Source organism: Bradyrhizobium sp. HKCCYLRH3061 (assembly GCF_051168015.1).
Classification (GTDB): domain Bacteria; phylum Pseudomonadota; class Alphaproteobacteria; order Rhizobiales; family Xanthobacteraceae; genus Bradyrhizobium.
Genome location: NZ_JBNPUE010000007.1, coordinates 1 through 23,384, shown reverse-complemented (window position 1 = coordinate 23,384; position 23,384 = coordinate 1). Strand labels below are relative to the sequence as shown.

Below are 23,384 nucleotides of genomic sequence, written 5' to 3'. Positions count from 1 at the left end.
TGGCAAAGGCTGCAACTCCGACCTTCCGCCTCGCAACGGCACGGCGTATGGATCCCCGCGTTCGCGGGGATGACCCGTGGAGAGAGCGCTGGCGATGACCGAGATCATCGCCGGCGCAAACATCGACTCGGCGCGGCGCGCGGTTGCGGCCCGCTTTGCGGCCGCCGGTCTCGATTCGCCGGAGCTCGATGCGCGGCTGCTTCTGGGCCATGCGCTTCAGCTCGACCTCACCGGTCTCGTAATGCATGGCCAACGGCAGCTATCCCACGCGGATGCGCAGCGTCTGGAAGCGCTGGTGCAACGCCGGCTGGTCGGCGAGCCGGTGGCGCGCCTCCTCGGAGCCAAGGAGTTCTGGGGCCTGCCGCTGCAGCTCTCGGCGGATACGCTGGTGCCGCGGCCGGACACCGAGACCGTGGTCGAACTGGCACTCGAGCATCTCGCCGCCGGCGGCGCCCTGACGCGCCCCTTGCGCATCGCCGATCTCGGCACCGGCTCCGGCGCGATCCTGCTGGCATTGCTGTCCGAGCTGCCACGGGCCCATGGCGTCGGCACCGACATCAGCGTCGGTGCGCTGGCCACTGCGCGGGACAATGCGCGCGCGCTCGGATTGGCCGACCGCGCCGGCTTCGTCGCCTGCTCCTATGCAGCAGCGCTGTCCGCTGGCTTCGACCTGATCGTGTCGAACCCGCCCTACATTCCGTCGTCCGAGATCAGCGAGCTCGACGTCGAGGTGCGCAGTCATGATCCGCTGCGCGCACTGGACGGAGGCAAGGACGGGCTCGACGCCTACCGCGCGCTGATCCCGCAGGCAGCGGCCCTGCTTCGGCCGGGCGGCGCTGTCATCGTGGAGGTCGGGCTTGGCCAGAGTGACGGCGTCGCTGCATTGATGGTGAGGGCTGGCCTGGCGGCCGATTCCTCCACGATCCGGGCCGATCTGGCCGGTATTCCCCGAACCGTCATGGGCCTAAAAAAGCTCCGGTAAAGGTCCGGGGATACGGAAAAAGCTCTTGGAATATCCCCCGGGAGCGACTACGTTCCATCCACAGCACCGGTGCAGGCCACGACGAGCGGTATTCACGGAACACCGCCGCGGTCAGATGCCAGAGAGCCACGCCGGGCGATAGGTTCCAGAACGCAGATCTGCTGAGCGCGAGAGCCGGATGGCTGCGCAGCCCGCGACTGCAAAGCGAACGAAAGCCTGACTTTGCACTTGAGGTCTTACGCTAAGCAAACTGGGTGGTCGTGGCGCATGTCGCCTTGGCTGGCTGAATGACGTGGTTCGCCGGTCCCAGGGGCTGGCGGGTGGGGAACGCGTTTTGAACGCGCTTTTGTCGAGAGAATCGGCTGTCGATCACATCGGCATGGATCAAACCGGCATGTCGGAACCGACATGGGTCGGATGGGACCATTTGGACCGCGCGCGAGGCGCCCGAGCCCGGCGAAGGTATTTCAATACGCTCTCGGTATTCCGATAACAATCAGTGCATAACAATCAGTGCTCAGACAATCGGTGCTCCTAACGCAGGGTTGGAATAAAGGCAGGACATGAGAAACGGTCAGAACAACAAGCGGATGCGCAACCGGAACAGCGGTAACAACAATAATAACCGGCGCGGCCAGAATCCGCTGACCAGGGTGTTCGAGTCCAACGGGCCGGACATCAAGATCCGCGGCACAGCCTCTCATGTCGCCGAGAAATATGTCCAGCTTGCCCGCGACGCCCGCTCCTCGGGTGACCCCGTTGCCGCCGAAAATTACTACCAGCACGCCGAGCACTATTTCCGCCTGATTGCCGCCGCGCAGGAGCAGTTCCGCCAGAACCAGCCGCAGCAGCCGCGCAACACCGAGGACCTGACCGTCGACGACCTCGATGATGACGGCGAGAGCTTCTCGCATTTCGGCCAGGAGCCCGGCTTCGTTCCGGCCCAGCCGCAGCCTCAACCCCAGCCCTTCATGCGCGACCGCGAAGGCGGCCAGCGCGAGCGCGGCGACAACCAGCCCTATCAGCGCGAGCAGCAGCCGCGTGAGCATCGCGAAGCGCGTGAGCATCGCGAGCCGCGCGAACACCGCGAGCCGCGGGAGCACCGTGAACCGCGGGAGCATCGCGAGCGGGAGCCGCGCGAGCACCGCGAGCGTCCGCAGCCCGTCCAGTATCAGCCGCAGCCGCAACCCCAGCCCGTCATCGCCGACAGCGGCGTCGATCGGCTGCCGTCCTTCATCACCGGTCCGCAGCCGCAGATCGCCAATCCCCCGGCCGCCTTCGAGGGCGCTGCCGAGCGCTATCCGCGCCGCCGCCGGCGTCCGCATGGTCCGCGCACTGAAGCGGCCGCTGCTGCACCGGCGCCGAGTGAGGATCTCAATCCGGGCGAATAGCGATTACGCTCCATCATGACGAAACGGGTGGGCTCAGAGCCCACCCGTTTTTTTGTGCGGGAGGCGCGCAGGAGAACGGCCCGGGATCATCCCTCGCGCGACGGCGGACCGGCCTCGCGGCGACCGGAGCCACTGGATCCGGGGGCCGACGGCGACGGCGCCAGCACCGGTTCGAGCCGCGGGATCAGCCGGATGCGCTCGCGGCGCGCCGGGATCACCCGGTAGACCTGCTTGGTCGCCTCGACGATGTGGACACCGGCGAACGGCAGCGACAGCGCCGCGCCGACGCGCTCCCAGGCCATCGCCGATTTCAGGAACCAGCCGCCAACCGGGGGCATGAACAGCGCCTCGCCCCAGCCGGTCGGCGTGAACCAGGTCTGCCGCAGCAGCTGCGTGATCTGCGAGCGCGAATAAGGCCGGCCATGGCCGAACGGCGTGTTGTCGGTCCGCGTCCAGACGCCGCGCCGGTTCGGGATCACGATGATCATGCGTCCCGCCGGCGCCAGCACCCGCCACATCTCGCGCAGCAGCCCGGCCGGGTCGTCCGACATCTCCAGCGCATGCACGATCAGGATGCGGTCGACCGCCGCATCAGGCAGCGGCAGCGAGAATTCGTCCACCAGCGAGGCCAGCGTCGGCCGTGCCGTCGGCCATTTTAGTACCCCCTGGGCCGCCGGCATGAAGGCGATGCAGCGTTCGGAATCCTCGCGGAACAAGCCGAGATAGGGCGTGGGATAGCCGATGCCCAGCACCCGCTGCCCGGCCGCGCTCGGCCAGCGCGCGCGGATACCGCGGTTGATCAGGAGCCGCGCGACGATCCCGAGGCGACCCGAATAGAAATTTCGCAGATCGATCACGTCCATGACGTCAATGTATCATGCGGGCGCGCGCCGCCGCGCGCCCAATATTGCGTTGCGCCTCCAGCGTTAACGCCATATCTCTGCCCGGCACATCGGAGGCCGCCCGCAACGCCGCGCCCGGGCTCCGCCTCCACCACCTTCTGGCATCGCGAGCGCGACCATCGTGCCTCGCCCGGTCCCGCCGACGGAGACATCATGGCCGCCGACATCCGCGCCTTCACCTGCCTGTCCGACAATTTCGGCTATCTGATCCATGACCCTGCGACCGGTGCGACTGCCTCGATCGACGCCCCCGAGGCCGGACCGATCGTCCGGCAGTTGGACGCCGAAGGCTGGACGCTCACCGACATCCTGATCACGCATCATCATCACGACCACGTCGGCGGCGTCGCCGAGCTCAAGCAGAAATATGGCTGCCGGGTCGTCGCGCCGCACGACAAGACGACGGCGATCGCCAACGTCGATCTGCGAGTCGCCCATGGCGATGTCGTGAAGATCGGCGAGTTGCTCGCGCGCGTGCTGGAAACGCCAGGCCATACGCTCGACCACGTCTCCTACGTGTTCGATGCCGACAAGGCGTTGTTTGCGGCCGACACGCTGTTCTCGGTCGGCTGCGGCCGCGTGTTCGAGGGCACCTATTCGATGATGTGGGACTCGCTGCTCAAGCTGCGCGCCCTGCCGGACGATTTCAGGCTGTATTGCGGCCACGAATACACCGCATCGAACGTCAAATTCGCCCTCACCGTCGACGGCGACAACGAGGCACTGAAAGCCCGCGCCGACGAGGTGGGACGGCTCCGTGCCGCCAACCGGCCGACCATCCCGTCGCTGCTCGGCGACGAAAAGAACACCAACGTGTTCCTGCGCGCCGACGATCCGGCCGTCGCGCTGCGGCTGCGCATGAAGGGCGCGAGCGCCGAGCAGGTGTTCGGCGAGTTGCGCGAGCGCAAGAACAAGTCGTAGGGCTGAGGACGATGGCTACGCTCTCGGCTGCCGACATCATCGCGCGTCTCGGTCTGCAGCCGCATCCGGAGGGCGGACATTTTCGCGAGACGTTTCGCGATCCGGCCGTCGACGCCTCCGGCCGCGCCGCATCGACGCTGATCTATTTCCTGCTTGCGCGCGGCGAGCGTTCGCATTGGCACAGGGTCGATGCAGTCGAGACCTGGCACTTCTATGCCGGGGCACCGCTGACCTTGCGGATCGCCGCCGAAGGCCAGGCGCCGCAAACGACGACGCTGGGCATCGACCTCGCAGCCGGCCAGCAACCGCAGGCGGTGGTGCCCGCCCATGCCTGGCAGGCCGCCGAGAGCAGCGGCGATTGGACGCTCGTCGGCTGCACGGTGGCGCCGGGCTTCATGTTCGAAGGATTCGAACTCGCGCCGCCCGGCTGGGAGCCGGAGGTCTGAGTCAGGCGCTCGCGCCGACGACCTTCGCGGCCGGCTCGGCGAAGCGCTCGCGCTCCTGGGCGAGGAAGCCGGAAACCGCATCGGCCGGCATCGGCTTGGCGAAGTAGTAGCCCTGGATGTAGTCCGCGCCCAGACGCCGCAGGCTGTCGAGCTGCTCCTTGGTCTCGACACCTTCGACTACGCACGAAATTTCCATGTCGGCGCAGAGGCCGGTCAGCGACTTGATGATCTTGTGGCTGATCGGATTGGCATTGACGTCGCTCACGAAACTGCGGTCGACCTTGAGCTTGTCGAGCGGCAGCCGGTGAACGTGGCTGAGCGACGAGTAGCCGGTGCCGAAATCGTCCAGCGAGATGCCGCAACCGATCGCCTTCAATGCCGCGATCGACTGCTCGGCACGAGCGAAATCGAAGGTGACGGCGGTTTCGGTGATCTCGAACTCGATGCGGCGCGGCGGCACACCGCTGGCATGGATGACCGCCAGCAGCGGCAGAACGCCGTCCGGAGAACAGATGTCGTGTGCGGAGAGATTGAACGACACGCGAATGTCGTCCGGCCAGGTCCGCGCCGCGGCGAGCGCCTTGACCAGGAGACAACGCGTCAGGCTGCGGATGACGCCGATCCGCTCGGCGGCCGGGATGAAGCTCGCGGGCGACACCGTGCCCAGCTTGGGACTGTGCCAGCGCGCCAGGACCTCGAAGCCGGTGGTGCGTGCGTTCGTGGCGTCCATGATTGGCTGAAACGCCAGATCCATCTCGGCGTCGAAATCGGCCGTGCGCAACAGATGCTCGATCACGCTGCGGCTGCGGATCTCCGCCTCGAGCTCGGTCGAGAAGATGATGGCCTGGCCGCGGGCGCGACGCTTGGCGTGGTAGAGCGCATAATCGGCGCATTCGTACAGCGCATCCGCAACCATGGCCGAGCGCGGATACAGCGCAAAGCCGGTCGAGCACGACAGGCCCGTATGAGTCGTGTCGAACTGATAAGGCAGCTTGATGAGGTCGGTGATCTGCCGTCCGAGGTTGAGCAGATCGTCGTCCGTTGGATTGCCGGCGACCACCAGTCCGAACTCGTCGCCGCCGAGCCGGGCGAGATGGACCTGGCCGCCATGGCCGGCACAGGCGTCGCGGATGCGGCGCGCGGCCTCCATCAGCACGCGGTCGCCGACCGTATGCCCATAGGTGTCGTTGATCGGCTTGAAGCCGTCGAGATCGATGATGCCGACGGCAAGCCGCGTGCCGTCCCGCTCGGCCTCGGCGAAGGCTTGCGTGAGCTCCGAGAAGAAGCGACGGCGATTGGGCAGATCGGTCAGCGAATCCAGATTGGCGAGCCGGAAGTTTTCATCCGACAGCGCTTGCGTCGCGGCCTGCTCCGCGAGCAGCGATTTGCGGCTGGCAACCAGCGCAGCGAAATCGCGGTAGTAGATGAACAGCACCGTGACCATGGCGCCGGACACGAGCAGCTGATTGACAGCGATCGCCCGCAGCGCGTGAACGCCCGTGGACATGAAGAAGACGACATAGGGGACGATGACCACGAGGGTCACGATCAGCGCCGCGGAGCGCAGATGCATGAGGCAGAAGATGATGCCGATGACCGTGACCGCCATGTAGAACGCGACCTGCCCCTTGGCGAACGGATCGCCATAGGGAAACAACGCGAACGACCAGACGACGAACAGCGCTCCGATCGGACCGGCAATCCGGTTGGTGACACGGAGGTTGCGCAGCACCTCGGCGTCGCTGCTGGCGGACTCGCCCTGCCGCAGCCACCACAGCATGCGAACGCCGGTAATCGTCGACAGCAGCGCCGGCACTGAAATCGTCAGCCACGCCGGCGCCACCGGCAGGAACGTGTAGGCGAGCGCCAGACTATTGGTGATGAGAATGAAATAGAGCAGCGGCACCTGCTTGGAGAACGCCTGGAACTGCGCACGCGTCAGCTCGGGATTGTCGGCGGGAACGCGAAACAACTCCGCCGCGCGGGCCATGTAACGTCTCACGTCCGGCATTGCCGCCCCGTTGTCAGCACCATTTCGCAGGGACTATCGCTCAGGACGGGTAAAGGGCGGGTTAGGTGCAGAACGCGTCAAACTGTAATCGACGGTTGTGAGCTACCGGCCGGCGCGCTGGTTTTGCGCACGGTTAAGTGCGCATCAAGGATAACCGTCGGATTGGGCCGCCGAAGTTCGCATGCGAGGCCTGACTCCGCTCACCTCGCCCTTCACCCGAGCGCTCAGCGCTTGCGCAGAAGGAACATGTCCTTGGCCGCGACCAGACCGCCACCGGCGATCAGCAGCGCCGCCACGGCGATCGTCGCGCTCGGCCGCGCGTAGCCGGCAACGATCAGGAACGCCGTCGACAACAGCGGCGTCGCATAGGACGCCGCACCCAGCACCCGAATGTCGCCGCGCTTCATGCCGATGTCCCAGGCATAGAACGCAGCACCGACCGGACCGATGCCGAGACCGGCAACAGCGAGCCACTGCATCGGACCGTCAGGCCAGACCGTTCGCTCGACCGCAACATGGACCAGGGCCGCGAGAGCGGACGTCGCCAGGCAGAAGCCGGCGACGGCATCGGTCGGCACCGCCTTCAGACGGCGCGAGAGCACCGAATAGATCGCCCACACGAACGCCGCGACGAAGGCGGCCGCAAGCCCCGGCAACTGGCTCGCAGCGAAGCTCGCACCATTGCCGAGCAACAGCAGCGCGGTGCCGACGAGACCGATCCCGGCACCGATCACGTGATGAACCGCGAGCCGCTCGCCCGGCAGAAAGGCCGAGAACAGCACGATCAGCAGCGGCCAGAGATAGTTCAGCAGCCCGGCCTCGGCCGGTGGCGCGAAGCGCAGCGCCAGAAAATAAAGCGCGTGGTAGCCAAACAGCCCGCCCACGCCCACGACCCACGCCGCCACCGGCTGCCGCAGCACCTGGAGCCCGTCCGTTCGACGGATCAAACTGGCCAGGCCGACCGCACCGCCGATCGCGAAGGTCATTGCCGCCAGTTGGAAGGCGGGAATCGTGCCGGTCGCGACCGTCAACAAGGCGAGCAGCGACCACATCAGGATCGCGGTCAGACCGATCAGGGTCGCAGTGCGCTGGGACATCAGGCGGCAGGCTCCGTCACGGCCGGCTCATGCCGGCCACCCACGCCTGCGTCCGTGCGGGGAGCGTCCAAGACGTGAATGCCCGCGGCGAGCGCGGGCATCACGTTTTCCTTAGCCGCAGACGGCGGCCGGAGGCAACGCCGCCGGCGCAGATCACACCATGTACTGGCCACCATTGACCGACAGCGTCGAGCCGGTGATGGCCCCTGCCTCGTCGGCCGCGAGGAACACCACGGCGCGCGCGATCTCCTCGGGCTCGCCGAGGCGCCCCACCGGAATCAGTGGCAGGATGGCTTTCTCGAGCACGTCCTTCGGCACCGCCTGCACCATCTCGGTGTTGATGTAGCCTGGGCAGATCACGTTGACGGTGATGCCGGCCTTGGCCGTCTCCAGCGCGAGCGCCTTGGTGAAGCCGATGTCGCCGGCCTTCGCCGCGGAGTAGTTGACCTGGCCGAACTGGCCCTTCTGGCCGTTGATCGAGGAGATGTTGATGATGCGGCCGAACTTGCGCGCGCGCATGCCCTCGATGACCGGGCGGGTCATGTTGAACAGCGAGCCGAGATTGGTGTTGATCACCGCGCTCCATTGCTCGAGCGTCATCTTGTGGAAGGCGGTGTCACGGGTGATGCCGGCATTGTTGATCAGGACATCGACGGGACCGAGATCGGCTTCGACCTTCTTGATGCCCTCACCGCAGGCCTCGAACGAGCTGACGTCCCATTTGTAGACGGGGATATCGGTCTCGCTCTTGAACTTCTCCGCAGCGGCATCGTTGCCGCCGTAATTCGCCGCGACCTTGTACCCAGCCGCCTTCAGCGCCTTGCTGATCGCCGCTCCGATACCGCGCGTTCCCCCCGTCACCAACGCCACACGTGCCATGTCGAATCCTTCCCTCGATGACTGATCGCACAGGACAACCTCTGGCTGCCACCGCGCCTACCGTTGTTATTGGATCATGAACCTCCGCGCGACCATCACCTTGCCGCACGACCATCCATGCTCGCTCAACTCCATTTTTTTAGTGGTCGATTATGCGACGTGTTTGACGGACATCAAGAACAAAACGCCCGGCGAGATCGCCGGGCGTTGATCTTTAGTTGAGCTGGACGCGATTGCGAAGGCTGAACGGTTCGCAGTCACTGCCGGCTTTTTAGTCGCGTGCGACGCACAGCGCGATGCCCATGCCGCCGCCGATGCACAGCGTCGCGAGGCCCTTCTTAGCGTCGCGCTTCTGCATCTCATGCAGCAGGGTCACGAGCACGCGCGCGCCGGATGCGCCGATCGGATGGCCGATCGCGATCGCGCCGCCGTTGACGTTGACCTTGGCCGGATCCCAGCCGAGGTCCTTGTTCACGGCACAGGCCTGCGCGGCGAACGCCTCGTTGGCTTCGATCAGGTCGAGGTCGGCGATGTTCCAACCGGCCTTCTTCAGCGCCGTGCGCGACGCCGGGATCGGGCCGGTGCCCATGACCTTCGGATCGACGCCGGCCTGGCCCCAGGACACGATCCGCGCGAGCGGGGTCTTGCCTTCCTTGGCCGCCTGCTTGGCGGTCATCAGCACCACGGCCGCTGCGCCGTCATTGATGCCCGACGCGTTGCCGGCTGTGACCGTGCCGTCCTTCTCGAAGGCCGCGCGCAACTTGGCCATGGCCTCGATCGTCGCGCCATGACGCGGATATTCGTCGGTGTCGACCACAGTGTCGCCCTTGCGGCTCTTCACCGTCACGGGCGCGATCTCGTCCTTGAACCTGCCGGCCTTCTGAGCCGCCTCGGCCTTGTTCTGCGATGCAACGGCGAACTCGTCCTGCTGCGCACGCGTGATCTGATATTGCTTCGCAACGTTCTCGGCGGTGTTGCCCATGTGATAGCCATTGAAGGCGTCCCACAGGCCGTCCTTGATCATCGTGTCGACCAGATCGAGCGAGCCCATCTTCACGCCGGCGCGCAGATATTGCGCATGCGCCGCCATGCTCATCGACTCCTGGCCGCCGGCGACCACGATGTCGGAGTCGCCATTGACGAGCGCCTGATAGCCGAGCGCAACGGAGCGCAGGCCGGAGCCGCACAGCTGGTTGATGCCCCAGGCCGGGCTCTCGACTGGAATGCCGGCGGCGATCGAGGCCTGGCGCGCCGGGTTCTGGCCCTGCGCCGCAGTCAGGATCTGGCCCATGATGACCTCCGAGACGCGGCCGGGCTCGACACCGGCGCGCTCCAGCGCGGCCTTGATGGCCACCGCACCCAGCTCATGGGCCGGGACACTGGCGAAGGCACCGTTGAAACTTCCAACCGCGGTGCGGGCGGCGCTGACGATGACGACATCGTCTGACATGAGCATCTCCTGGGGTTCTTGATCTTGGACGTGGAAACGAGGGCTTGAGAGATCGGGCGTATTTGAAATCAAACCGAATTTCTTCGTTCACGGTCGCGCCGGCCGTCCGCAAGCCTCGGATTGGCAGATGCGCAACCTTCGCACTTCATCCTGTTAACGTCGTTGCGACATGTCAATTGGCGGCATCAGCGATTCCTGTTGCAGCGCATTCAAATTGGCACGCTTGGCGGTTTCGTGAGCAGGAATTCTGCTGCGGGATTAACCGTTCCGCACAAAACCGTAGCCGAACTCGCCCGAAAGTGATTACGTTATTGCATTGCGTAGCTCTTCGCCCTGCGGCGACGCCGCCGGGTTCCCTGTTCTCGGTTTGCATGTGTGAGCTCATGGCGAAATCTGACCAACCCACCACGATCAAGAAATACGCGAACCGGCGGCTCTACAATACCGGGACGAGTACCTACGTGACCCTCGAAGATCTGGCCTCGATGGTTAAGAACGGGGAGGATTTCCTGGTCTACGACGCCAAGACCGGCGACGACATCACCCGGTCCGTGCTCGCCCAGATCATCTTCGAGCAGGAGAACAAGGCGGGACAGAACCTGCTGCCCACCACATTCCTGCGCCAGTTGATCCGCTTCTACGGCGACAGCATGCAGATGGTGGTACCCAAATACCTGGAGCAGTCGATCGACACACTGACCAAGGAGCAGGAGAAGTTCCGCAAGCAGATCGCCGACACCTTCAGCGGGACGCCTTTCGCGCCGCTCGAGGAGCAGGTGCGCCGCAACATGGAGCTGTTCCAGCAGACCTTCTCGATGTTCAAGCCGTTCGCGCCTGGTGCGGTCCGCGCCGAGGAGAAGGCCGCCGAGCCCGCTGCTGCCGCCGCCGACGACAACATCGACGAGCTGCGCCGCCAGATGAAGGAAATGCAGGACCGGCTCGACCGCATGTCGGAGCCGAAGAAGGACGAGCAGCAAGGCTGACGCTTGCCGCTTGATCCGCGATTGGAGGCCGGCGGCTGATCAGCTCGCCGCCGGCAATTCTGCCCTGCCGTGCTCGATCCACGGCCGATCGACCGAGGCGAGGCCGATCACCCGGCCCTGGATGTAATCGCAGCCCCAGTCGCGCAGCAGCGCGACCGACGCCTCGTCCTGCACCCATTCCGCGACCGTCTTGATCTGCAGCCGTCGCGCCAGCTCGACCAGCGTCTGGACGAAGGCGCGGTCGTCAGCCGAGCGCACGAGATTCTGCACGAAGGCGCCGTCGATCTTGACGATGTCGACGCCGAGCTTGCGCAGATTGCGGAACGAGGTGTGCCCGGCGCCGAAATCATCGATGGCGATTCGGCTGCCGAGATCCTTCAGCCGCGTCACGAAGCCGCGGAGATCGTCGACGTCCTGGATCTCGACCGTCTCGGTGATCTCGACGATCAGCCGTTCGGCGACCCCAGGATGGGCGCGCATCATGGATTCGATCGAGGCCCACCAGTCCGGATCCATGGTGGTCTCAGGCGAGATGTTGAGGCTCAGGGTGACGTCGGGCGTGCTCGCGAGCTCAGCCACCACCAGCTCCAGAATGCGGTGATCGACCAGACGGATCAATCCGAGCCGTTCGGCGACCGGGACGACGTCCGGCGCCAGCAAGGCCCGGCCGTCATCCTGGCGCATCCGCACCAGGCATTCATAGAAGGCGGGCGCAAGCGTGTTGGCATTCACCACCGGCTCGAACGCCGTGACGATGCGCCGCTCATTGAGCGCCGTCACGATCTCGTCAGTGACGCGGATGTTGACCTTGCGCTGCGCGTCGCGCTCCACGTTCGGCCGCCAGGTCGAGAACGATCCGATGCGGCGGCGCTTGGCGGCGTCGAGCGTCTCATGGGCGCGGTTGACCGCTTCCTCGACCGAGCGGGCGTGACGGGGAACGCTCACTGCGCCGATCGTCGCGGTGACGGCGACCGGACCTGACTTGGTCGGCACCACCTCGTCGCGCACGGTCGCGAGAAAGCGCTCGGCGGCGGTGGTCATGTCGTCCATCGTACAGTTCTTCAGGATCAACCCGAACTTGTTGCCCGAGAACCGCCCGAGCGTGTCGCCACCACGGAGCCGGCCCCGGATGCGCTGCGCGATCTCCAGCACGACGCCGTCGGCGACGTCGAAGCCGAAGGCGTCGTTGATGCGCGCGAGATGATCGATGCCGACCAGCATGAAGGCGCAGGAGAAGCGGAACCGCTGCGCCTCCTCGATCACCTCGGCAAGCGTCGCCAGCAGATGCGTCCGGTTCAGCTCGCCGGTCAGCGGATCGTGCCGTGACAGCTTGAGCAGTTGCTCCTCGCGGGCGTGGCGCTCGTTGTTGATCCGGACGATGCCCTGGGCGCGGGCCGGCCGCCCGTCGGAGCCTGCGAACCAGCAGCCGGTTTCCTCGACCCAGATCAGCGGCGCCCCGGCGTGGGTGCGCACGCCATATTCGATCCGGTACGGCGTGCCGCTGGCGCCGTATAGCGGTGCCGTCTGGAGCATGATCTCAGTGCGGATGCCGCGGTTCGGCTCGATCAGCTTGCTGAACTCGGCCCCATTGCAGAGCTGCGGCAACGGAACATCGGCAAACACCGCCCCGACGTGATCGCTCCAGACGATCACGTCGCTTGCCAGGTCCCAGACGAAGGCGGCTTGGCCCAGGGACGCCAGGATCATCGCGGTCTGTGGCAATTCGGATGTCAAGGTCGCCTCGTTTCGGCACAGGCCGGCAGGACCGGCGCTGATTTGGGAACGGCCGACGCGTACCCGCGCGAGCGGCGGCGGCCGACTTCGCGAATCAGACTACGCATCTCTGGTTAACGGAGAGCATGCCGAGGCGACGAGCGCGTGTCCGAGACGCGTCAACCATGTTTGGAACATGCAGCGCCCAGCGACGCTTGGGACGGCATTGCTTTTGCGAGATCGAGGGGCGAAAGGTACCGGCGTCCCAGAACGTGACAATCGCGCCGGCGATGGTTGGACAATGTTAACGATTGATCAGGACGGCGGTCGCCTGGACGGGTTGGAGGAGACCTCCCGCTCGGTGACGCTGCTGCCGAGCGATGCGAGCCATGACCGTCGCGCGCGGATCATTCGCGCAGCCCGCCCCGATGCCGGCTTCGTGACCCATCTGATCGCGACCGCCGAGCAGCTGCCGCAGACCCGCACGCTCAGGCGCGCGGCCGCTGCCGACGTCCACAGTGCCTATGCGGCGAGGCTTCAGCCGGTCACGCGTGCCGGCGGCCGGACCCGAGAAATGATCTAAGCGCGCTCCTGCGCCTCAGGGCTTCGGCGTGTCGGGTTTGGCCGGCTCTGGAGCGTCAGGTGCAGCGGTCTCGGTCTCCTTTGCCTCCGCGACCCAGCCAGTCGTCGGCGCGGGAGCCGGCCGGGGGACCGAGCGATCGAGCAGCACGGACTCGGCGACCGAAGCAGCCGCCGGCACGGCATCGCTCCGCTCTTCAACGGCGGGCGCGGCAGCATCCGCCTTCTGAACCTCCGCCTGCTCAACCTCCACCTTGGTCGGTTCCTTGACCGTTTCTCTGGCCGGCTCTTCGATCGGCTCAGGCTCCGGATCAGGCACGGTCGCTTCGGCCGGCGCTGGTGGCATGGGCGCGGGGGCTGCGACGACGGCGCGGGCGGCGCGCTTGGTGCGCAGCGAGACTCCGCCGAAGAAGTCGACCATCGCCAGCAGGGTCAGCAGCAGGAAGGTCGAGTTCCCGAACTTCTGCCACATCGCGAATTCGGCGGCGGCGCCGCCGAAGACCAGCAACGACAGCAGGTGGTCGGTGAGATATTTGCCGTTCGGCTTCGCCGCCTTGATGATCTCAAGCAGCAGCAGCAGCACGCCCAGGGCCAGCAGCATGTCGCCGAGCGAGATCGTCCAGAGCTCGCCGGACGGAAGCTGAAGGCGCAGCAGCGTCTCGCTGAAGGCGACCCCCGGCATCAGGAAGACGATCATGTTGTAGATCGCCAGCGGGATCAGCAGCAGCGGGAAACCGACCATGGACATCGGTTGAAGCCTTGGATGGCGCGGGCGGCGGCCCGGCGCAAAATCAATCGGTGCGAAGAAGATGACAGCGAGACGGGATCACGCGGCACAGATACGCAACGGTCCCGGCGAATCACGTCGCACGGGACCGCTTTCAACCCCATCGATGGCCGAATTCGGGCGGCTTGGAAAGCGGCCCGCGCGGACAATCAGGCGTCTTTCTTCTTCAGGACCTGGCGGCCCTTGTACATGCCGGTCTTCAGGTCCAGGTGGTGCGGACGACGCAGCTCGCCGGAATCCTTGTCCTCGACATAGGTCGGCTTCTTGATCGCGTCAGCCGAGCGGCGCATGCCGCGGCGCGACGGCGAAGTTTTTCTTCTGGGGACGGCCATATCGGTATCCTCTAGGGTATTTTTGCAAGGCATCGTCCGCAAAGGACGGCTGCAGCCATGAAGCTGGCGAGCCCGGATGCCGATCAAGGCCGCGCTTATAGAGGAAGGGGTGCGGCATGGCTAGGGCTCTCCGAGGCATTTTTGGCCAAATTTGCGCCGCTCGGACCTTACCGCCGCTCCCCCCAGCAGGTCTGCAGGCCGGAGGACTGCGCCCGCATCATATAGGTTGCGGACAGCCGTCTCACGCCGGGGCCGGGCGTGCGGGCACTGCGCCGGACCGGGTTCGGCAGGATCGAGGCCATCAGCGCCGCCTCGCGCGGGCCGAGCCCCGCGGCCGAGCGGTTGAAGGCGTAATTCGCGCCGGCTTCGGCGCCGAACTGGCCGGACGGGCCGAGCTCGGCGATGTTGAGGTAGATTTCGAGGATGCGCCGCTTGCCGAGGACGAGGTCGATCCACAGCGCCAGCGGCAGTTCCAGCGCCTTGCGGACATAGCTGCGGCCCTGCCACAGGAACAGGTTCTTGGCGACCTGCTGGGTGATGGTCGAGCCGCCGCGGCTGACCTCGCCGTCCTCGGCATCGTCCATGACCTCGCGCAGCGCGCCCCAGTCGATGCCGTGATGGCTGCAGAATTTGGCATCCTCCGCCGCCACCACCGAGCGCGGCAGATACGGCGACATCGCCGAGAGGTCGATCCAGTGCCGCGTCACGGGCTGCCCCGTCACCGTCCGCCACAGCATCAGGGTCGAGACCGGGTGACCCACGGCATAGAACGGCGTCAGCGCGTAGGGCACGAGCAGCACCAGCACGGCGATCACGAGGAGGGTTCTGACGGTACGCAAGGGCAGGCGCCGCTCGGTTGGGACCGCCGTGGGGGCGGCCAGTTGGCCGGGATTATCCGACATCTCGATGTGGTTTCCTGCTTTTTTCCGCCGTTGCGGCTGAAAGCCGCCACCGCCCCGGCAATTGACGAAGTCGCCGCCATCAACGATTGTCGGCGAATTTCGCCTCCCTGGAGCTCTTCTTAAATGACTGCGACGGCCACCGACTTCACCCAACGCCTGGACAAGACCGCGGAGGAGACCGAAGCGCTGCTCGGGGAGCTCCTGTCCGATGCGCCGATGGCCGACGAGATCATCAGGCCGAAGCGGCTGATCGAATCGATGCGCTATTCCAGCCTGAACGGCGGCAAGCGGCTGCGCCCGTTCCTGGTGGTCGAGAGCGCCGCCGTGTTCGGCGTCCCGCGCCGGGGCGCGCTGATGGCCGGCGCCGCACTCGAATGCATCCACTGCTACTCCCTCATCCATGACGACCTGCCGGCGATGGACAATTCCGATCTGCGCCGCGGCCGCCCCACGCTGCACAAGGCCTATGACGACGCCACCGCGATCCTGGCCGGTGACGCCCTGCTGACCATCGCCTTCGACATCATCACCCGCGACGAGATCCATCCCGATGCCGGCGTCCGCCTCGCTTTGACCCGGGCGCTGGCCCGCTGCGCCGGTGTCGGCGGCATGGCCGGCGGCCAGATCCTCGACCTCGCCGGCGAGGGCCGGTTCGGCGACAGCGGCCCGGTCGACGTCGCCCGCGTTCAGCAGATGAAGACCGGCGCCCTGCTCCGCTTCGGCTGCATCGCCGGCGCCCTGCTCGGTCAGGCCTCGGCGGCCGAGTACCAGGCGCTCGACGATTACGGCCGCGCGCTCGGAGAGGCCTTCCAGATCGCCGACGACCTGCTCGACGTCGAGGGCGATGCGGCGACCCTCGGCAAGCCGGCCGGCGCCGACGCCGAGCTCGGCAAGACCACCTTCGTCACCCAGCTCGGCATCGAGGGCGCCAGGCAGCGCGTCCGCGACCTGCTCGCCCGCGGCGATGCCGCGCTGTCGATCTTCGGCGCCAAGGGCGACGTGCTGCGGGCGGCCGCCCACTTCGTCGCCGAACGCAAGAGCTGAGGCGAGGCGTTGGCCGGAGTCCATCCTGACGATCCGGACCTCGCCCGCTTTGCAAGGCTGCCGGCTGCGCTGCGCGTCATCTATGCGCGGCCGCGGACCTTCATATCGCTGGGGCTCGCGATCGTCGCGTTCTTCCTGCTGCCGCCGGCGCTCCGCCTGATCACGCGGCTGCTGATCGGCTGGGACATCTTCACCGCGATCTACCTCGTGCTGGTCGCGGTGATGATGCTGCGCAGCGAGCATCATCACATCCGCCGCAAGGCGGTCATGCAGGACGACGGCCGCTTCGTGATCCTGATGGTGACGGCGCTGGGCGCCTTCGCCAGCATCGCCGCGATCGTGCTCGAGCTCGGCGCTTCCAAGCGCGATGCTCCGGCGCTGACGCTGGCGCTGCTCACCGTCTCGCTGTCCTGGGCCGCGGTGCATGCGACCTTCGCCCTGCACTACGCCCATGATTATTACCGCGGCGCCAAGCCTGGGGGCCTGCAATTCCCCAGCGGCGACAAAGACGAGCACGCCGACTACTGGGACTTCGTCTACTTCTCCTTCATCATCGGCATGACCGCCCAGGTCTCCGACGTCGGCATCACCGACAAGATCATTCGCCGCACCGCGACCGTCCACGGCATCATCTCGTTCGTCTACAACACCGCGCTGGTCGCCCTGATGGTCAACATCGCCGCCAGCGCGATCTCCTCCTGATCAGTTGCATACCTCGACACTGGCATTGTTGGCCGGCCCGCCGCCGCCGCGATATTCGAGCCGGCAGCCGGGCCGGACGGTGCGGCACAGATAGGCGTCGCAATAGATCTGCCCGCCCGACTTCGCGGGCCGGGCCGCCTGCGTCTGCGGCCTGGTGTAGCCCGGGGCCGCCCCGATGCCGAGACCGCCACCACCTCCGATCCCCACCCCGACGCCCGTACCGGGAGCCGGCATCGGCAGGCCGGCGTCCGGTGCCGCACGGCCGCGGCGGCGCGACGGCACATCCTCGTCGCCGCTGCTGTCGCGCTTGGCGACCGGCTTCCGGTCGCGCCGCTTCTCGCATTCATTGTCGTCGTTGACGAACGAGCCTTCGGCACAGACGATGCGGGTGCAGTGGTCGCCGTCCGGCTTGGTGCCATGCTGGCAGACCAGGGGGCACACCCGCGCCTGCTTGAGCTTGATCGCCTGGAGCGCATCGGCCGATGCCGCCTGGGTGTCGAGCTTGGTGCCGGCATAGCGGTTGAACTGCGACAGCGAGCGGCGCGAGGCTGAGCCCCAGTCACCATCGGCATCCTCCGTGAGGCAGCCGACCCGGCGCAGCTCGAGCTGCACCGACTTGGTGAGATCGGCGGGCTGCGCGGCCGGGGTGAGCGCGGCCACCTGCGGCCCCTGCTGCGGCGCTGCGGCCGTCGGCGTGCCGGGCGATGTCGCCGCGCGCGGATTGTCGACCGCCGCGAGTTGCTGCTCCCCGCGCTTCTTCTCGGCCTCGGCCGCCTGCTGCTGCGCGACCTGAGTTGCCTTTTCTGCGGCCAGACGGGCCTGCTCGGCCGCCTTGGCCTCGGCCTCCGCCTTGGCGAGCGTCTCCTTGCGGGCCCCCTCGGCGGCGAGCCGCGCCCGCTCGGCCTCGGTCGCGCGGGCTCTCTCGGCGGCGACCACGCGGTTCTCCTCGGCGGTAAGCTTTTCGAGCTGCAGCTTGGCGAGGCTCGCATAGAAGCCATCGGGGTACTGCGCCAGGAAGGCGTTCAGCGCGCCCTTGTTGCCGACCTGCATCGCGAGCTCGTAGTCACGCCGGATGTCGGCCTGAGGGTTCGGCGGCGGCGTCACCGGCATCTGCGTCACGACGCGCGGCACGCCGGGGACCAGCGGCACGTCCTCGCCGCCGAGCGAGCCGTACACGAACGGTTCCTGGCGGTTGGCGGTCGCCTTCAACACCTCGTCGCGGACGAAGCCGAACGCCTTGCGGACGTCGAGGCCGGGCGTCGCGATGTGCCGCGACAGCGCCAGCGTGAATGGCGAGTTCTTGCCGTCGCCGTCCTGCGCCGTCGAACCGGCCTTGGCGGAATAGGCGATCAGCGTGTTCGGGCTGGTCGGCTCGACCTTGGCGAGGCCGCGGCCGAGGCTGCGGGTCGCCACCGTCCGCTGCATGTTGCGGGTGAACGGGTTGTCACGGCAGGCATCGAGAATGACGAGGCGCAGCTTCTTCGCCGGCTCGACGGCAACCAGAATGCGGTCGAGCGACAGCGTCTCGTCGTAGACATCGGTGTCGCGCTCGAGCCGGGCGTCGATCGGGATCAGATAGTTCGACCCTTCGACCTCCATGCCGTGGCCGGCGTAGTAGACCACCGCGATATCGGCATCGCGGGCGGCATCGGCGAAATCGCGCAGTGCCCGGCGCGTCTCCCGCGCGGTGAGATCGCGCCGATAATCGACGACATCGAAGCCCGCGCTCTTGAAGGTCGCCGTCATGACCGCGCCGTCATTGACCGGGTTCGTCAGTTGCGGCACGTTCTGATAGGCGGAGTTGCCGATGACGAGCGCCACCCGCTTCTCCGCGAGCGCCGGGTGGCCGGCCAGCAGCAGCGCTGCCGCCACGAGAAAACCGCCCAATCGAACTGACCACGACATCGTACCTACCCCATAGCCTGGGAAACATGCTCGGACTGCTAGCAGATTGCGGCCGTTCGGCTTGTGACCGGGATCACGCAAGGTTCGGTCCGGGGACATCCCGCCTGGGCCACGATATTTCTGTCGACGGAGCATCATCCGCAGTTCATGGCTTGCCAAGCCCCGTTTTGCATCGAAAATGCGATCCTTGTTTGTCCGCGGTTCCCCAGGGAGTTGGCCATGAGCGCAGACCGTTCCACCGTCGAGGCCGTCGTGCAGGGCTATTTCGACGCGCTCTACGAGGGCGACGCCGACAAGCTCGGCGCCGTGTTCCACCCCACCGCGGACCTGCGCTGGGTCGACAACGGCGAGCTCAAGATCCTCACGGTGCCGGACTGGCTGGCCTGGGTGCGCAAGCGCCCCTCCGCCAAGGGCGAAGGCAAGCCGCGCGAGGACTTCATCGTCACCATCGACCGTTCGGACGACAAGACCGCCTTCATCAAGGTGCGCTGCCAGCTGCCGCCGCGCTATTTCACCGATTACCTGGTGGCGATGAAGCTGAAGGACGGCTGGCAGATCGTGTCGAAGTCCTACCGCTACGACCTCCGGGATTGAGGCCGGCGCAAGGACGCCAGGCCCCCCGCCATGGAAGCTCACTTTCAGATATTCCTGATCCTGCTGGCCGTGCTGGCGGGAACCGCCCTTCTTGCACGGCGGGCCAACCTGGCGCCGGCGATCCTGCTGATGCTCGCCGGCATCGCGCTGGCCTTCGTGCCGGGCATGCCCGCCTTCGCGCTGCCGCCGGAGCTGGTGCTGCTGGTGGTGCTGCCGCCGTTGATCTATTCGTCGAGCGTCGCGATGAGCTGGCGCGAGTTCAAGCGCAATCTGCGGCCGATCGTGCTGCTCGCCGTCGGCTGCGTGATCTTCACCGCCTCCATGGTGGCGATCGCGACCCACTATCTTCTCGGCCTGTCCTGGAGCCTCGGCTTCCTGCTCGGCGCCATCGTGGCGCCGCCCGACGTCGTCGCGCCGCTCGCCATCGCCCGGCGGCTGCACCTGCCGCGCCGGGTGATGGTCATCCTCGAAGGCGAGGGCCTCGCCAATGACGCGACGGCGCTCATCCTCTATCGCTTCGCGGTAGCCGCCATCACCACCGGCGCCTTCTCCTTTCCGGTCGCGGCCGGCGAGTTCGCCCTGATCGTGGTGGGCGAGATCGCGTTCGGCATCGGCGTCGGCTGGCTGATGCTGCGCGCCCGCCATTACGCCCGGGATCCGCAGGTCGAGATCACGCTGTCGCTGCTGACACCCTATCTCGCCTACTGGATCCCCGAGCATGTCGGCGGCTCCGGCGTGATCGCCACGGTCGCCTGCGGCCTCTATATGAGCTGGAACGGACCGCTCTGGATCTCCTCCGCAACCCGCCTCCAGGGCGTGTTCTTCTGGGACCTCGTCGTCTACCTGATCGAGGGCATGCTGTTCCTCTTGACCGGCTTCCAGATGCGGCTGATCTACGAGAAGTCGAAGGCCTTCCCGCTCGACGAGATCATGATCGCCACCGCGCTGGTGGTCGCGATCGTCGTGATCGCGCGCTTCACCTGGACCTTTCCGGCCACCATCCTGCCGCGCGTGCTGAGCCCCTCCCTGCGCGCCAGGGATCCGCTGCCGCCGTGGCAGCAGACCTTCATCATCGGCTTCACCGGCGTGCGCGGCACGGTCTCGCTCGCGACCGCGCTGGCGCTGCCGCTCACATTGGCGAGCGGCGATGCGTTTCCCTATCGCGACGAGATCCTGTTCATCGCCTTCGGCGTGATCTTCTTCACCCTGATCGGGCTCGGCCTGACCTTGCCGCTGGTGGTGCGCTGGCTCGGCGTCGGCCGCGAGGGCCGCGCCGAGCATGTCCGCGAGCACGAGCAGGAGATCGCCGCCCGCCGCGAAGCGCTCGACCGGGCGCTGAAGTCGCTGGAGATGATGACCAGCGATCGCGAGATTTCCGAGGAGGTCATGCGGCTGCTGCGCGCGAGGCACGAGGTGCGCGTCAACCAGCTGCCGGAGGCGCTCAACCCCGACGACTACGACGCCTCCGCGCTCGGCATCGAGCTGACCCGCGAGCTGATCGGCGTCGAGCGCAAGAGCATTCACGCCATGCTCCGCGACGGCCAGATCACCGACGAAACCCGCCGCCGCATCGAGCGCGACCTCGATCTGGAGGAGGCGAGCCTCGCCAACCGGGAGTACGGGGAGTTGCCGTTGTAGAAGTGGATTGTTGAGCGCAATCGCTCATCAACACGCACGCCGTCATTTCGAGCTGCGCTCGCAATGACGTGGATTGAGCGGGGGTACAGATACGGCGACTGAATTTGTAGACACAGCATCTCATCCTCGCACCCGCGTTTCGCGTCCGAGCATTGATGTCTCTCTCGCCCTCTCTCAACAGAGGGCGCAGGGAAGGCCGGGCCCCGACTGAGGCCCGTGGCCCGCCTGCGAAAAGAATGCAGGCGGCAGGAACCACAGGTTCAGCCGGACAGACCCGGCCCTCCCTGCGCGATGGTTTTAACGGCTGCTTCGCACTCTCCCCGGGGACCGGGCTTTCTTGCCCCCGTCGCCAGCGGATCATCACCGCCAGCTTGGCATCAGCATCGGGATGTCAGGACCATGCGACTTGACCGTCCGCGCCATGACGTTCGTCCGCAAGCACCGAGCTCACTGCGCCACGTCGCGTCCACCGCATCCCGCCTCCACGTTCGTGACGACCGCGAAGCGCCCCTCGTGAGCGAGGCGGGACGGGCGGAAACATCGATCTGATTTGCCCGACGGCACAAGGCCTGACAGCTGCGACATGGTAACGCGACGGGCAAAACCGATATTCGCGATTGCTGGCGGCCGCCTACGACTGTGATGCGAGACGCGGCGCATTCTGCTATAATGACCTCATGACCCGAGAAGCTCTCGAAATGCTCCTGGAGCGCGTTGCGGCTTGGCCGGATCAGGCCCAGGCCGAGTTCGTGCGATCTTTGGAAGATATCGAAACACGGCACCTCGGTCCGTATCGCCTGAGCGATAATGAGCGCAAGGCCGTCCAACGCGGATTGCAGGAGATGCGGGAGCGGAAGCTCGCCGATGACGCAGCAGTCGCGGCCATGTTCAACCGCTATCGGGCATGAGAGTTCGATGGTCTCATTCGTCGCTTGCCGAGATCGAGGACATCTTTTCCTATATTCACGAGCGCAATCCGGCTGCCGCCTCTTCGGTCGTTGCACGTATCGAACGGCTGACGTCCATTCTCGCGGACTTTCCCTTGGCCGGACATATCACCGATGAGCCGGAGGTTCGCGTCTTGTCCGTGGTGCGTTACCCTTTCCGGATCTTCTATGCTGTCGACGCCGCGTTGGACGAAGTGATCATCTTGCACGTCCGGCATACCGCTCAGGACGAGCCGTTCTAATCCTCGTCACGCTCCATGCTGCAGAGCGGCACCCGCCTCACCGCTCGATCATCCAGCGTGTTACCGCCTGGTGGTAGTTCATCGGGCCAGGCACGGTCTTGTAGGTCTTCAAGTAGCGGAAACCCGCCTTCTGCAGCGCGCGGTTGGAGGCGGTGTTGTAGGCGTGCGGCTCGCAGAACAGCTGCTTGAGCTGCAGCTTCTCGAAATACAGGTCGACGCTGCGGCTGACGCATGCGGCGCCGAGGCCGCGGCCGCGCAGCTCCGGCTCGGTGACGTGCAGATGCATGTGGGCGCGATTGCCGAAGACGATGCGGTCGCAGCTGGAGAAGCCGATCGGCCGGCCGTCGAGCCGCCAGATCACCAGCAGCGCCGCGCGCTCGGCGAGCGGCGTCGCGTAGAGCGTCTTGAACAGGCTGCTCCAGACCGCCCTGGTCGGCATCCGCGTCGGATCGATGCCCATCAGGTCGAGCTGCTCGATGCTCGACGCATAGAAGTAGTCGATGACCAGCGAGGTCTCGGCGAGCTCCATTTCACGGATATCGAGAGTCATCGAGGCGTCCCTTTTTCAGCAGGCCTCAAGGTGCTGATCATGCGGGCAGCAGTGGGGCGTGGCCGGCGGATCGTGCCGGTCACGGCAGCGGCGCGTAGCGGCTGATCCACGGATGAAAATTCCAGACTGAGGCGCGCGGCACAAGCAGCTGACGGTTGCAGGGCTGGCCGCTCTCAAGGTTGCACTTTGAAGAGGAGGTCGCTTTGCCGGCTCTTCCTCGTGCTTTCGGCGCCCTGCGCCACGGCGAACGCGTATGCCGCGACCTGAATGACGCGCACGCTTGCTTCCCCATCGTCATGGCCGGGCTTGTCCCACGGCTGTCCGGTTCAGACAGACTGGACATGGTGCATGGCGTGGATTCTTCTGCGGTCTTGAGCATCGCCAAAT

Annotated in this window: 24 protein-coding genes; 13 read left to right on the top strand and 11 right to left on the bottom strand. The window is 66.3% G+C overall.

Features of this window, described 5'->3' with window-relative positions; translation table 11 throughout:
- Positions 1–94 precede the first annotated feature (94 nt).
- Both prmC and ACQR2C_RS13925 read left to right on the top strand, forming a co-directional pair.
- Entirely contained in the window at positions 95–982 is an 888-nt protein-coding gene (gene prmC, locus ACQR2C_RS13930; protein ID WP_434881362.1) for a peptide chain release factor N(5)-glutamine methyltransferase, read from the top strand.
- 563 nt (positions 983–1,545) lie between these two features.
- Positions 1,546–2,373 carry a DUF4167 domain-containing protein gene (locus ACQR2C_RS13925; RefSeq protein WP_315801739.1) on the top strand — a complete coding sequence of 276 codons (828 nt, stop codon included), beginning with the start codon at positions 1,546–1,548 and terminating at the stop codon, positions 2,371–2,373.
- An 86-nt stretch (positions 2,374–2,459) separates the two neighbouring features.
- On the opposite strand, the gene ACQR2C_RS13920 is transcribed toward ACQR2C_RS13925, so the two are convergent.
- The gene (locus ACQR2C_RS13920) at positions 2,460–3,236 is read right to left on the bottom strand and encodes a class I SAM-dependent methyltransferase (RefSeq protein WP_315801740.1); all 777 of its coding nucleotides are present in this window, start codon (positions 3,234–3,236) and stop codon (positions 2,460–2,462) included.
- A gap of 192 nt (positions 3,237–3,428) precedes the next feature.
- Here ACQR2C_RS13920 and gloB point away from each other — a divergent pair, with 192 nt between their 5' ends.
- Both gloB and ACQR2C_RS13910 read left to right on the top strand, forming a co-directional pair.
- Complete coding sequence (gene gloB, locus ACQR2C_RS13915; RefSeq protein WP_315801741.1) at positions 3,429–4,196, top strand: hydroxyacylglutathione hydrolase; 768 nt, start codon at positions 3,429–3,431, stop codon at positions 4,194–4,196.
- A gap of 11 nt (positions 4,197–4,207) precedes the next feature.
- The gene (locus ACQR2C_RS13910; protein WP_315801742.1) at positions 4,208–4,642 is read left to right on the top strand and encodes a cupin domain-containing protein; all 435 of its coding nucleotides are present in this window, start codon (positions 4,208–4,210) and stop codon (positions 4,640–4,642) included.
- A 1-nt stretch (position 4,643) separates the two neighbouring features.
- Here the strand turns inward: ACQR2C_RS13910 and ACQR2C_RS13905 are convergent, their stop codons facing one another.
- From ACQR2C_RS13905 to ACQR2C_RS13890, 4 genes are all read right to left on the bottom strand, one after another.
- Positions 4,644–6,653, bottom strand: coding sequence for a putative bifunctional diguanylate cyclase/phosphodiesterase (locus ACQR2C_RS13905; RefSeq protein ID WP_315801743.1), 2,010 nt, complete (start codon positions 6,651–6,653; stop codon positions 4,644–4,646).
- Between the two features lie 224 nt (positions 6,654–6,877).
- Positions 6,878–7,750 (bottom strand): aromatic amino acid exporter YddG, encoded by an 873-nt coding sequence (gene yddG, locus ACQR2C_RS13900; RefSeq protein ID WP_434881361.1) that lies wholly within the window; start codon positions 7,748–7,750, stop codon positions 6,878–6,880.
- Positions 7,751–7,903: 153 nt separating this feature from the next.
- Positions 7,904–8,629, bottom strand: coding sequence for a beta-ketoacyl-ACP reductase (locus ACQR2C_RS13895; protein ID WP_315801745.1), 726 nt, complete (start codon positions 8,627–8,629; stop codon positions 7,904–7,906).
- A 271-nt stretch (positions 8,630–8,900) separates the two neighbouring features.
- Positions 8,901–10,079 (bottom strand): acetyl-CoA C-acetyltransferase, encoded by a 1,179-nt coding sequence (locus ACQR2C_RS13890; protein ID WP_315801746.1) that lies wholly within the window; start codon positions 10,077–10,079, stop codon positions 8,901–8,903.
- 383 nt (positions 10,080–10,462) lie between these two features.
- Between ACQR2C_RS13890 and phaR the strand changes: the two genes are divergently transcribed.
- Positions 10,463–11,062 (top strand): polyhydroxyalkanoate synthesis repressor PhaR, encoded by a 600-nt coding sequence (phaR, locus tag ACQR2C_RS13885; RefSeq protein WP_257167926.1) that lies wholly within the window; start codon positions 10,463–10,465, stop codon positions 11,060–11,062.
- A 39-nt stretch (positions 11,063–11,101) separates the two neighbouring features.
- Here the strand turns inward: phaR and ACQR2C_RS13880 are convergent, their stop codons facing one another.
- Positions 11,102–12,769 carry an EAL domain-containing protein gene (locus ACQR2C_RS13880; protein ID WP_434881493.1) on the bottom strand — a complete coding sequence of 556 codons (1,668 nt, stop codon included), beginning with the start codon at positions 12,767–12,769 and terminating at the stop codon, positions 11,102–11,104.
- Between the two features lie 367 nt (positions 12,770–13,136).
- Between ACQR2C_RS13880 and ACQR2C_RS13875 the strand changes: the two genes are divergently transcribed.
- Positions 13,137–13,358: a hypothetical protein gene (locus ACQR2C_RS13875; protein WP_315801747.1), complete on the top strand. Its 222-nt coding sequence runs from the start codon at positions 13,137–13,139 to the stop codon at positions 13,356–13,358.
- Positions 13,359–13,373: 15 nt separating this feature from the next.
- On the opposite strand, the gene ACQR2C_RS13870 is transcribed toward ACQR2C_RS13875, so the two are convergent.
- From ACQR2C_RS13870 to mtgA, 3 genes are all read right to left on the bottom strand, one after another.
- Positions 13,374–14,102: a hypothetical protein gene (locus tag ACQR2C_RS13870; protein ID WP_434881360.1), complete on the bottom strand. Its 729-nt coding sequence runs from the start codon at positions 14,100–14,102 to the stop codon at positions 13,374–13,376.
- Between the two features lie 188 nt (positions 14,103–14,290).
- Positions 14,291–14,473, bottom strand: coding sequence for a 50S ribosomal protein L32 (gene rpmF / locus ACQR2C_RS13865; protein WP_006610266.1), 183 nt, complete (start codon positions 14,471–14,473; stop codon positions 14,291–14,293).
- 167 nt (positions 14,474–14,640) lie between these two features.
- Complete coding sequence (mtgA, locus tag ACQR2C_RS13860; RefSeq protein WP_434881492.1) at positions 14,641–15,312, bottom strand: monofunctional biosynthetic peptidoglycan transglycosylase; 672 nt, start codon at positions 15,310–15,312, stop codon at positions 14,641–14,643.
- 186 nt (positions 15,313–15,498) lie between these two features.
- Here mtgA and ACQR2C_RS13855 point away from each other — a divergent pair, with 186 nt between their 5' ends.
- Together ACQR2C_RS13855 and ACQR2C_RS13850 are read left to right on the top strand one after the other, a co-directional pair.
- Complete coding sequence (locus ACQR2C_RS13855) at positions 15,499–16,419, top strand: polyprenyl synthetase family protein (protein WP_315801749.1); 921 nt, start codon at positions 15,499–15,501, stop codon at positions 16,417–16,419.
- Between the two features lie 9 nt (positions 16,420–16,428).
- Complete coding sequence (locus tag ACQR2C_RS13850) at positions 16,429–17,121, top strand: DUF1345 domain-containing protein (protein WP_315801750.1); 693 nt, start codon at positions 16,429–16,431, stop codon at positions 17,119–17,121.
- Here the strand turns inward: ACQR2C_RS13850 and ACQR2C_RS13845 are convergent, their stop codons facing one another.
- Positions 17,122–19,026, bottom strand: a complete 1,905-nt coding sequence (locus ACQR2C_RS13845) for a caspase family protein (RefSeq protein WP_434881359.1) — start codon at positions 19,024–19,026, stop codon at positions 17,122–17,124.
- Positions 19,027–19,245: 219 nt separating this feature from the next.
- On the opposite strand from ACQR2C_RS13845, the gene ACQR2C_RS13840 reads away from it, so the two are divergent.
- From ACQR2C_RS13840 to ACQR2C_RS13825, 4 genes are all read left to right on the top strand, one after another.
- Positions 19,246–19,620, top strand: coding sequence for a nuclear transport factor 2 family protein (locus ACQR2C_RS13840; protein WP_315801752.1), 375 nt, complete (start codon positions 19,246–19,248; stop codon positions 19,618–19,620).
- A gap of 30 nt (positions 19,621–19,650) precedes the next feature.
- Positions 19,651–21,258 carry a Na+/H+ antiporter gene (locus ACQR2C_RS13835; protein WP_434881358.1) on the top strand — a complete coding sequence of 536 codons (1,608 nt, stop codon included), beginning with the start codon at positions 19,651–19,653 and terminating at the stop codon, positions 21,256–21,258.
- A 617-nt stretch (positions 21,259–21,875) separates the two neighbouring features.
- On the top strand, positions 21,876–22,166 hold the full coding sequence (locus ACQR2C_RS13830; protein ID WP_434874270.1) for a hypothetical protein: 291 nt from the start codon (positions 21,876–21,878) through the stop codon (positions 22,164–22,166).
- Complete coding sequence (locus tag ACQR2C_RS13825) at positions 22,163–22,447, top strand: type II toxin-antitoxin system RelE/ParE family toxin (protein ID WP_434874269.1); 285 nt, start codon at positions 22,163–22,165, stop codon at positions 22,445–22,447. Before ACQR2C_RS13830 ends, ACQR2C_RS13825 begins: the two co-directional genes overlap by 4 nt.
- 37 nt (positions 22,448–22,484) lie before the next feature.
- Here ACQR2C_RS13825 and ACQR2C_RS13820 read toward each other — a convergent pair whose 3' ends face one another.
- Positions 22,485–22,997 (bottom strand): GNAT family N-acetyltransferase, encoded by a 513-nt coding sequence (locus tag ACQR2C_RS13820; RefSeq protein ID WP_434881357.1) that lies wholly within the window; start codon positions 22,995–22,997, stop codon positions 22,485–22,487.
- 155 nt (positions 22,998–23,152) lie between these two features.
- Here ACQR2C_RS13820 and ACQR2C_RS13815 point away from each other — a divergent pair.
- Positions 23,153–23,384: hypothetical protein (locus ACQR2C_RS13815; RefSeq protein ID WP_434881356.1), on the top strand; the 232-nt coding region annotated here is incomplete at its 3' end.

What these genes read in the sequence shown, in the direction of transcription:
- prmC (WP_434881362.1), top strand. Translation starts at nt 95, where the DNA reads ATGACCGAGATCATCGCCGGCGCAAACATCGACTCGGCGCGGCGCGCG.
- ACQR2C_RS13825 (WP_434874269.1), top strand. Translation starts at nt 22,163, where the DNA reads ATGAGAGTTCGATGGTCTCATTCGTCGCTTGCCGAGATCGAGGACATC.
- ACQR2C_RS13920 (WP_315801740.1), bottom strand. Translation starts at nt 3,236, where the DNA reads ATGGACGTGATCGATCTGCGAAATTTCTATTCGGGTCGCCTCGGGATC.
- ACQR2C_RS13820 (WP_434881357.1), bottom strand. Translation starts at nt 22,997, where the DNA reads ATGACTCTCGATATCCGTGAAATGGAGCTCGCCGAGACCTCGCTGGTC.
- ACQR2C_RS13855 (WP_315801749.1), top strand. Translation starts at nt 15,499, where the DNA reads ATGACTGCGACGGCCACCGACTTCACCCAACGCCTGGACAAGACCGCG.
- rpmF (WP_006610266.1), bottom strand. Translation starts at nt 14,473, where the DNA reads ATGGCCGTCCCCAGAAGAAAAACTTCGCCGTCGCGCCGCGGCATGCGC.
- phaR (WP_257167926.1), top strand. Translation starts at nt 10,463, where the DNA reads ATGGCGAAATCTGACCAACCCACCACGATCAAGAAATACGCGAACCGG.
- ACQR2C_RS13870 (WP_434881360.1), bottom strand. Translation starts at nt 14,102, where the DNA reads ATGTCCATGGTCGGTTTCCCGCTGCTGCTGATCCCGCTGGCGATCTAC.
- ACQR2C_RS13845 (WP_434881359.1), bottom strand. Translation starts at nt 19,026, where the DNA reads ATGTCGTGGTCAGTTCGATTGGGCGGTTTTCTCGTGGCGGCAGCGCTG.
- ACQR2C_RS13840 (WP_315801752.1), top strand. Translation starts at nt 19,246, where the DNA reads ATGAGCGCAGACCGTTCCACCGTCGAGGCCGTCGTGCAGGGCTATTTC.
- ACQR2C_RS13890 (WP_315801746.1), bottom strand. Translation starts at nt 10,079, where the DNA reads ATGTCAGACGATGTCGTCATCGTCAGCGCCGCCCGCACCGCGGTTGGA.
- ACQR2C_RS13880 (WP_434881493.1), bottom strand. Translation starts at nt 12,769, where the DNA reads ATGATCCTGGCGTCCCTGGGCCAAGCCGCCTTCGTCTGGGACCTGGCA.
- ACQR2C_RS13910 (WP_315801742.1), top strand. Translation starts at nt 4,208, where the DNA reads ATGGCTACGCTCTCGGCTGCCGACATCATCGCGCGTCTCGGTCTGCAG.
- ACQR2C_RS13905 (WP_315801743.1), bottom strand. Translation starts at nt 6,653, where the DNA reads ATGCCGGACGTGAGACGTTACATGGCCCGCGCGGCGGAGTTGTTTCGC.
- ACQR2C_RS13925 (WP_315801739.1), top strand. Translation starts at nt 1,546, where the DNA reads ATGAGAAACGGTCAGAACAACAAGCGGATGCGCAACCGGAACAGCGGT.
- ACQR2C_RS13835 (WP_434881358.1), top strand. Translation starts at nt 19,651, where the DNA reads ATGGAAGCTCACTTTCAGATATTCCTGATCCTGCTGGCCGTGCTGGCG.
- gloB (WP_315801741.1), top strand. Translation starts at nt 3,429, where the DNA reads ATGGCCGCCGACATCCGCGCCTTCACCTGCCTGTCCGACAATTTCGGC.
- yddG (WP_434881361.1), bottom strand. Translation starts at nt 7,750, where the DNA reads ATGTCCCAGCGCACTGCGACCCTGATCGGTCTGACCGCGATCCTGATG.
- ACQR2C_RS13895 (WP_315801745.1), bottom strand. Translation starts at nt 8,629, where the DNA reads ATGGCACGTGTGGCGTTGGTGACGGGGGGAACGCGCGGTATCGGAGCG.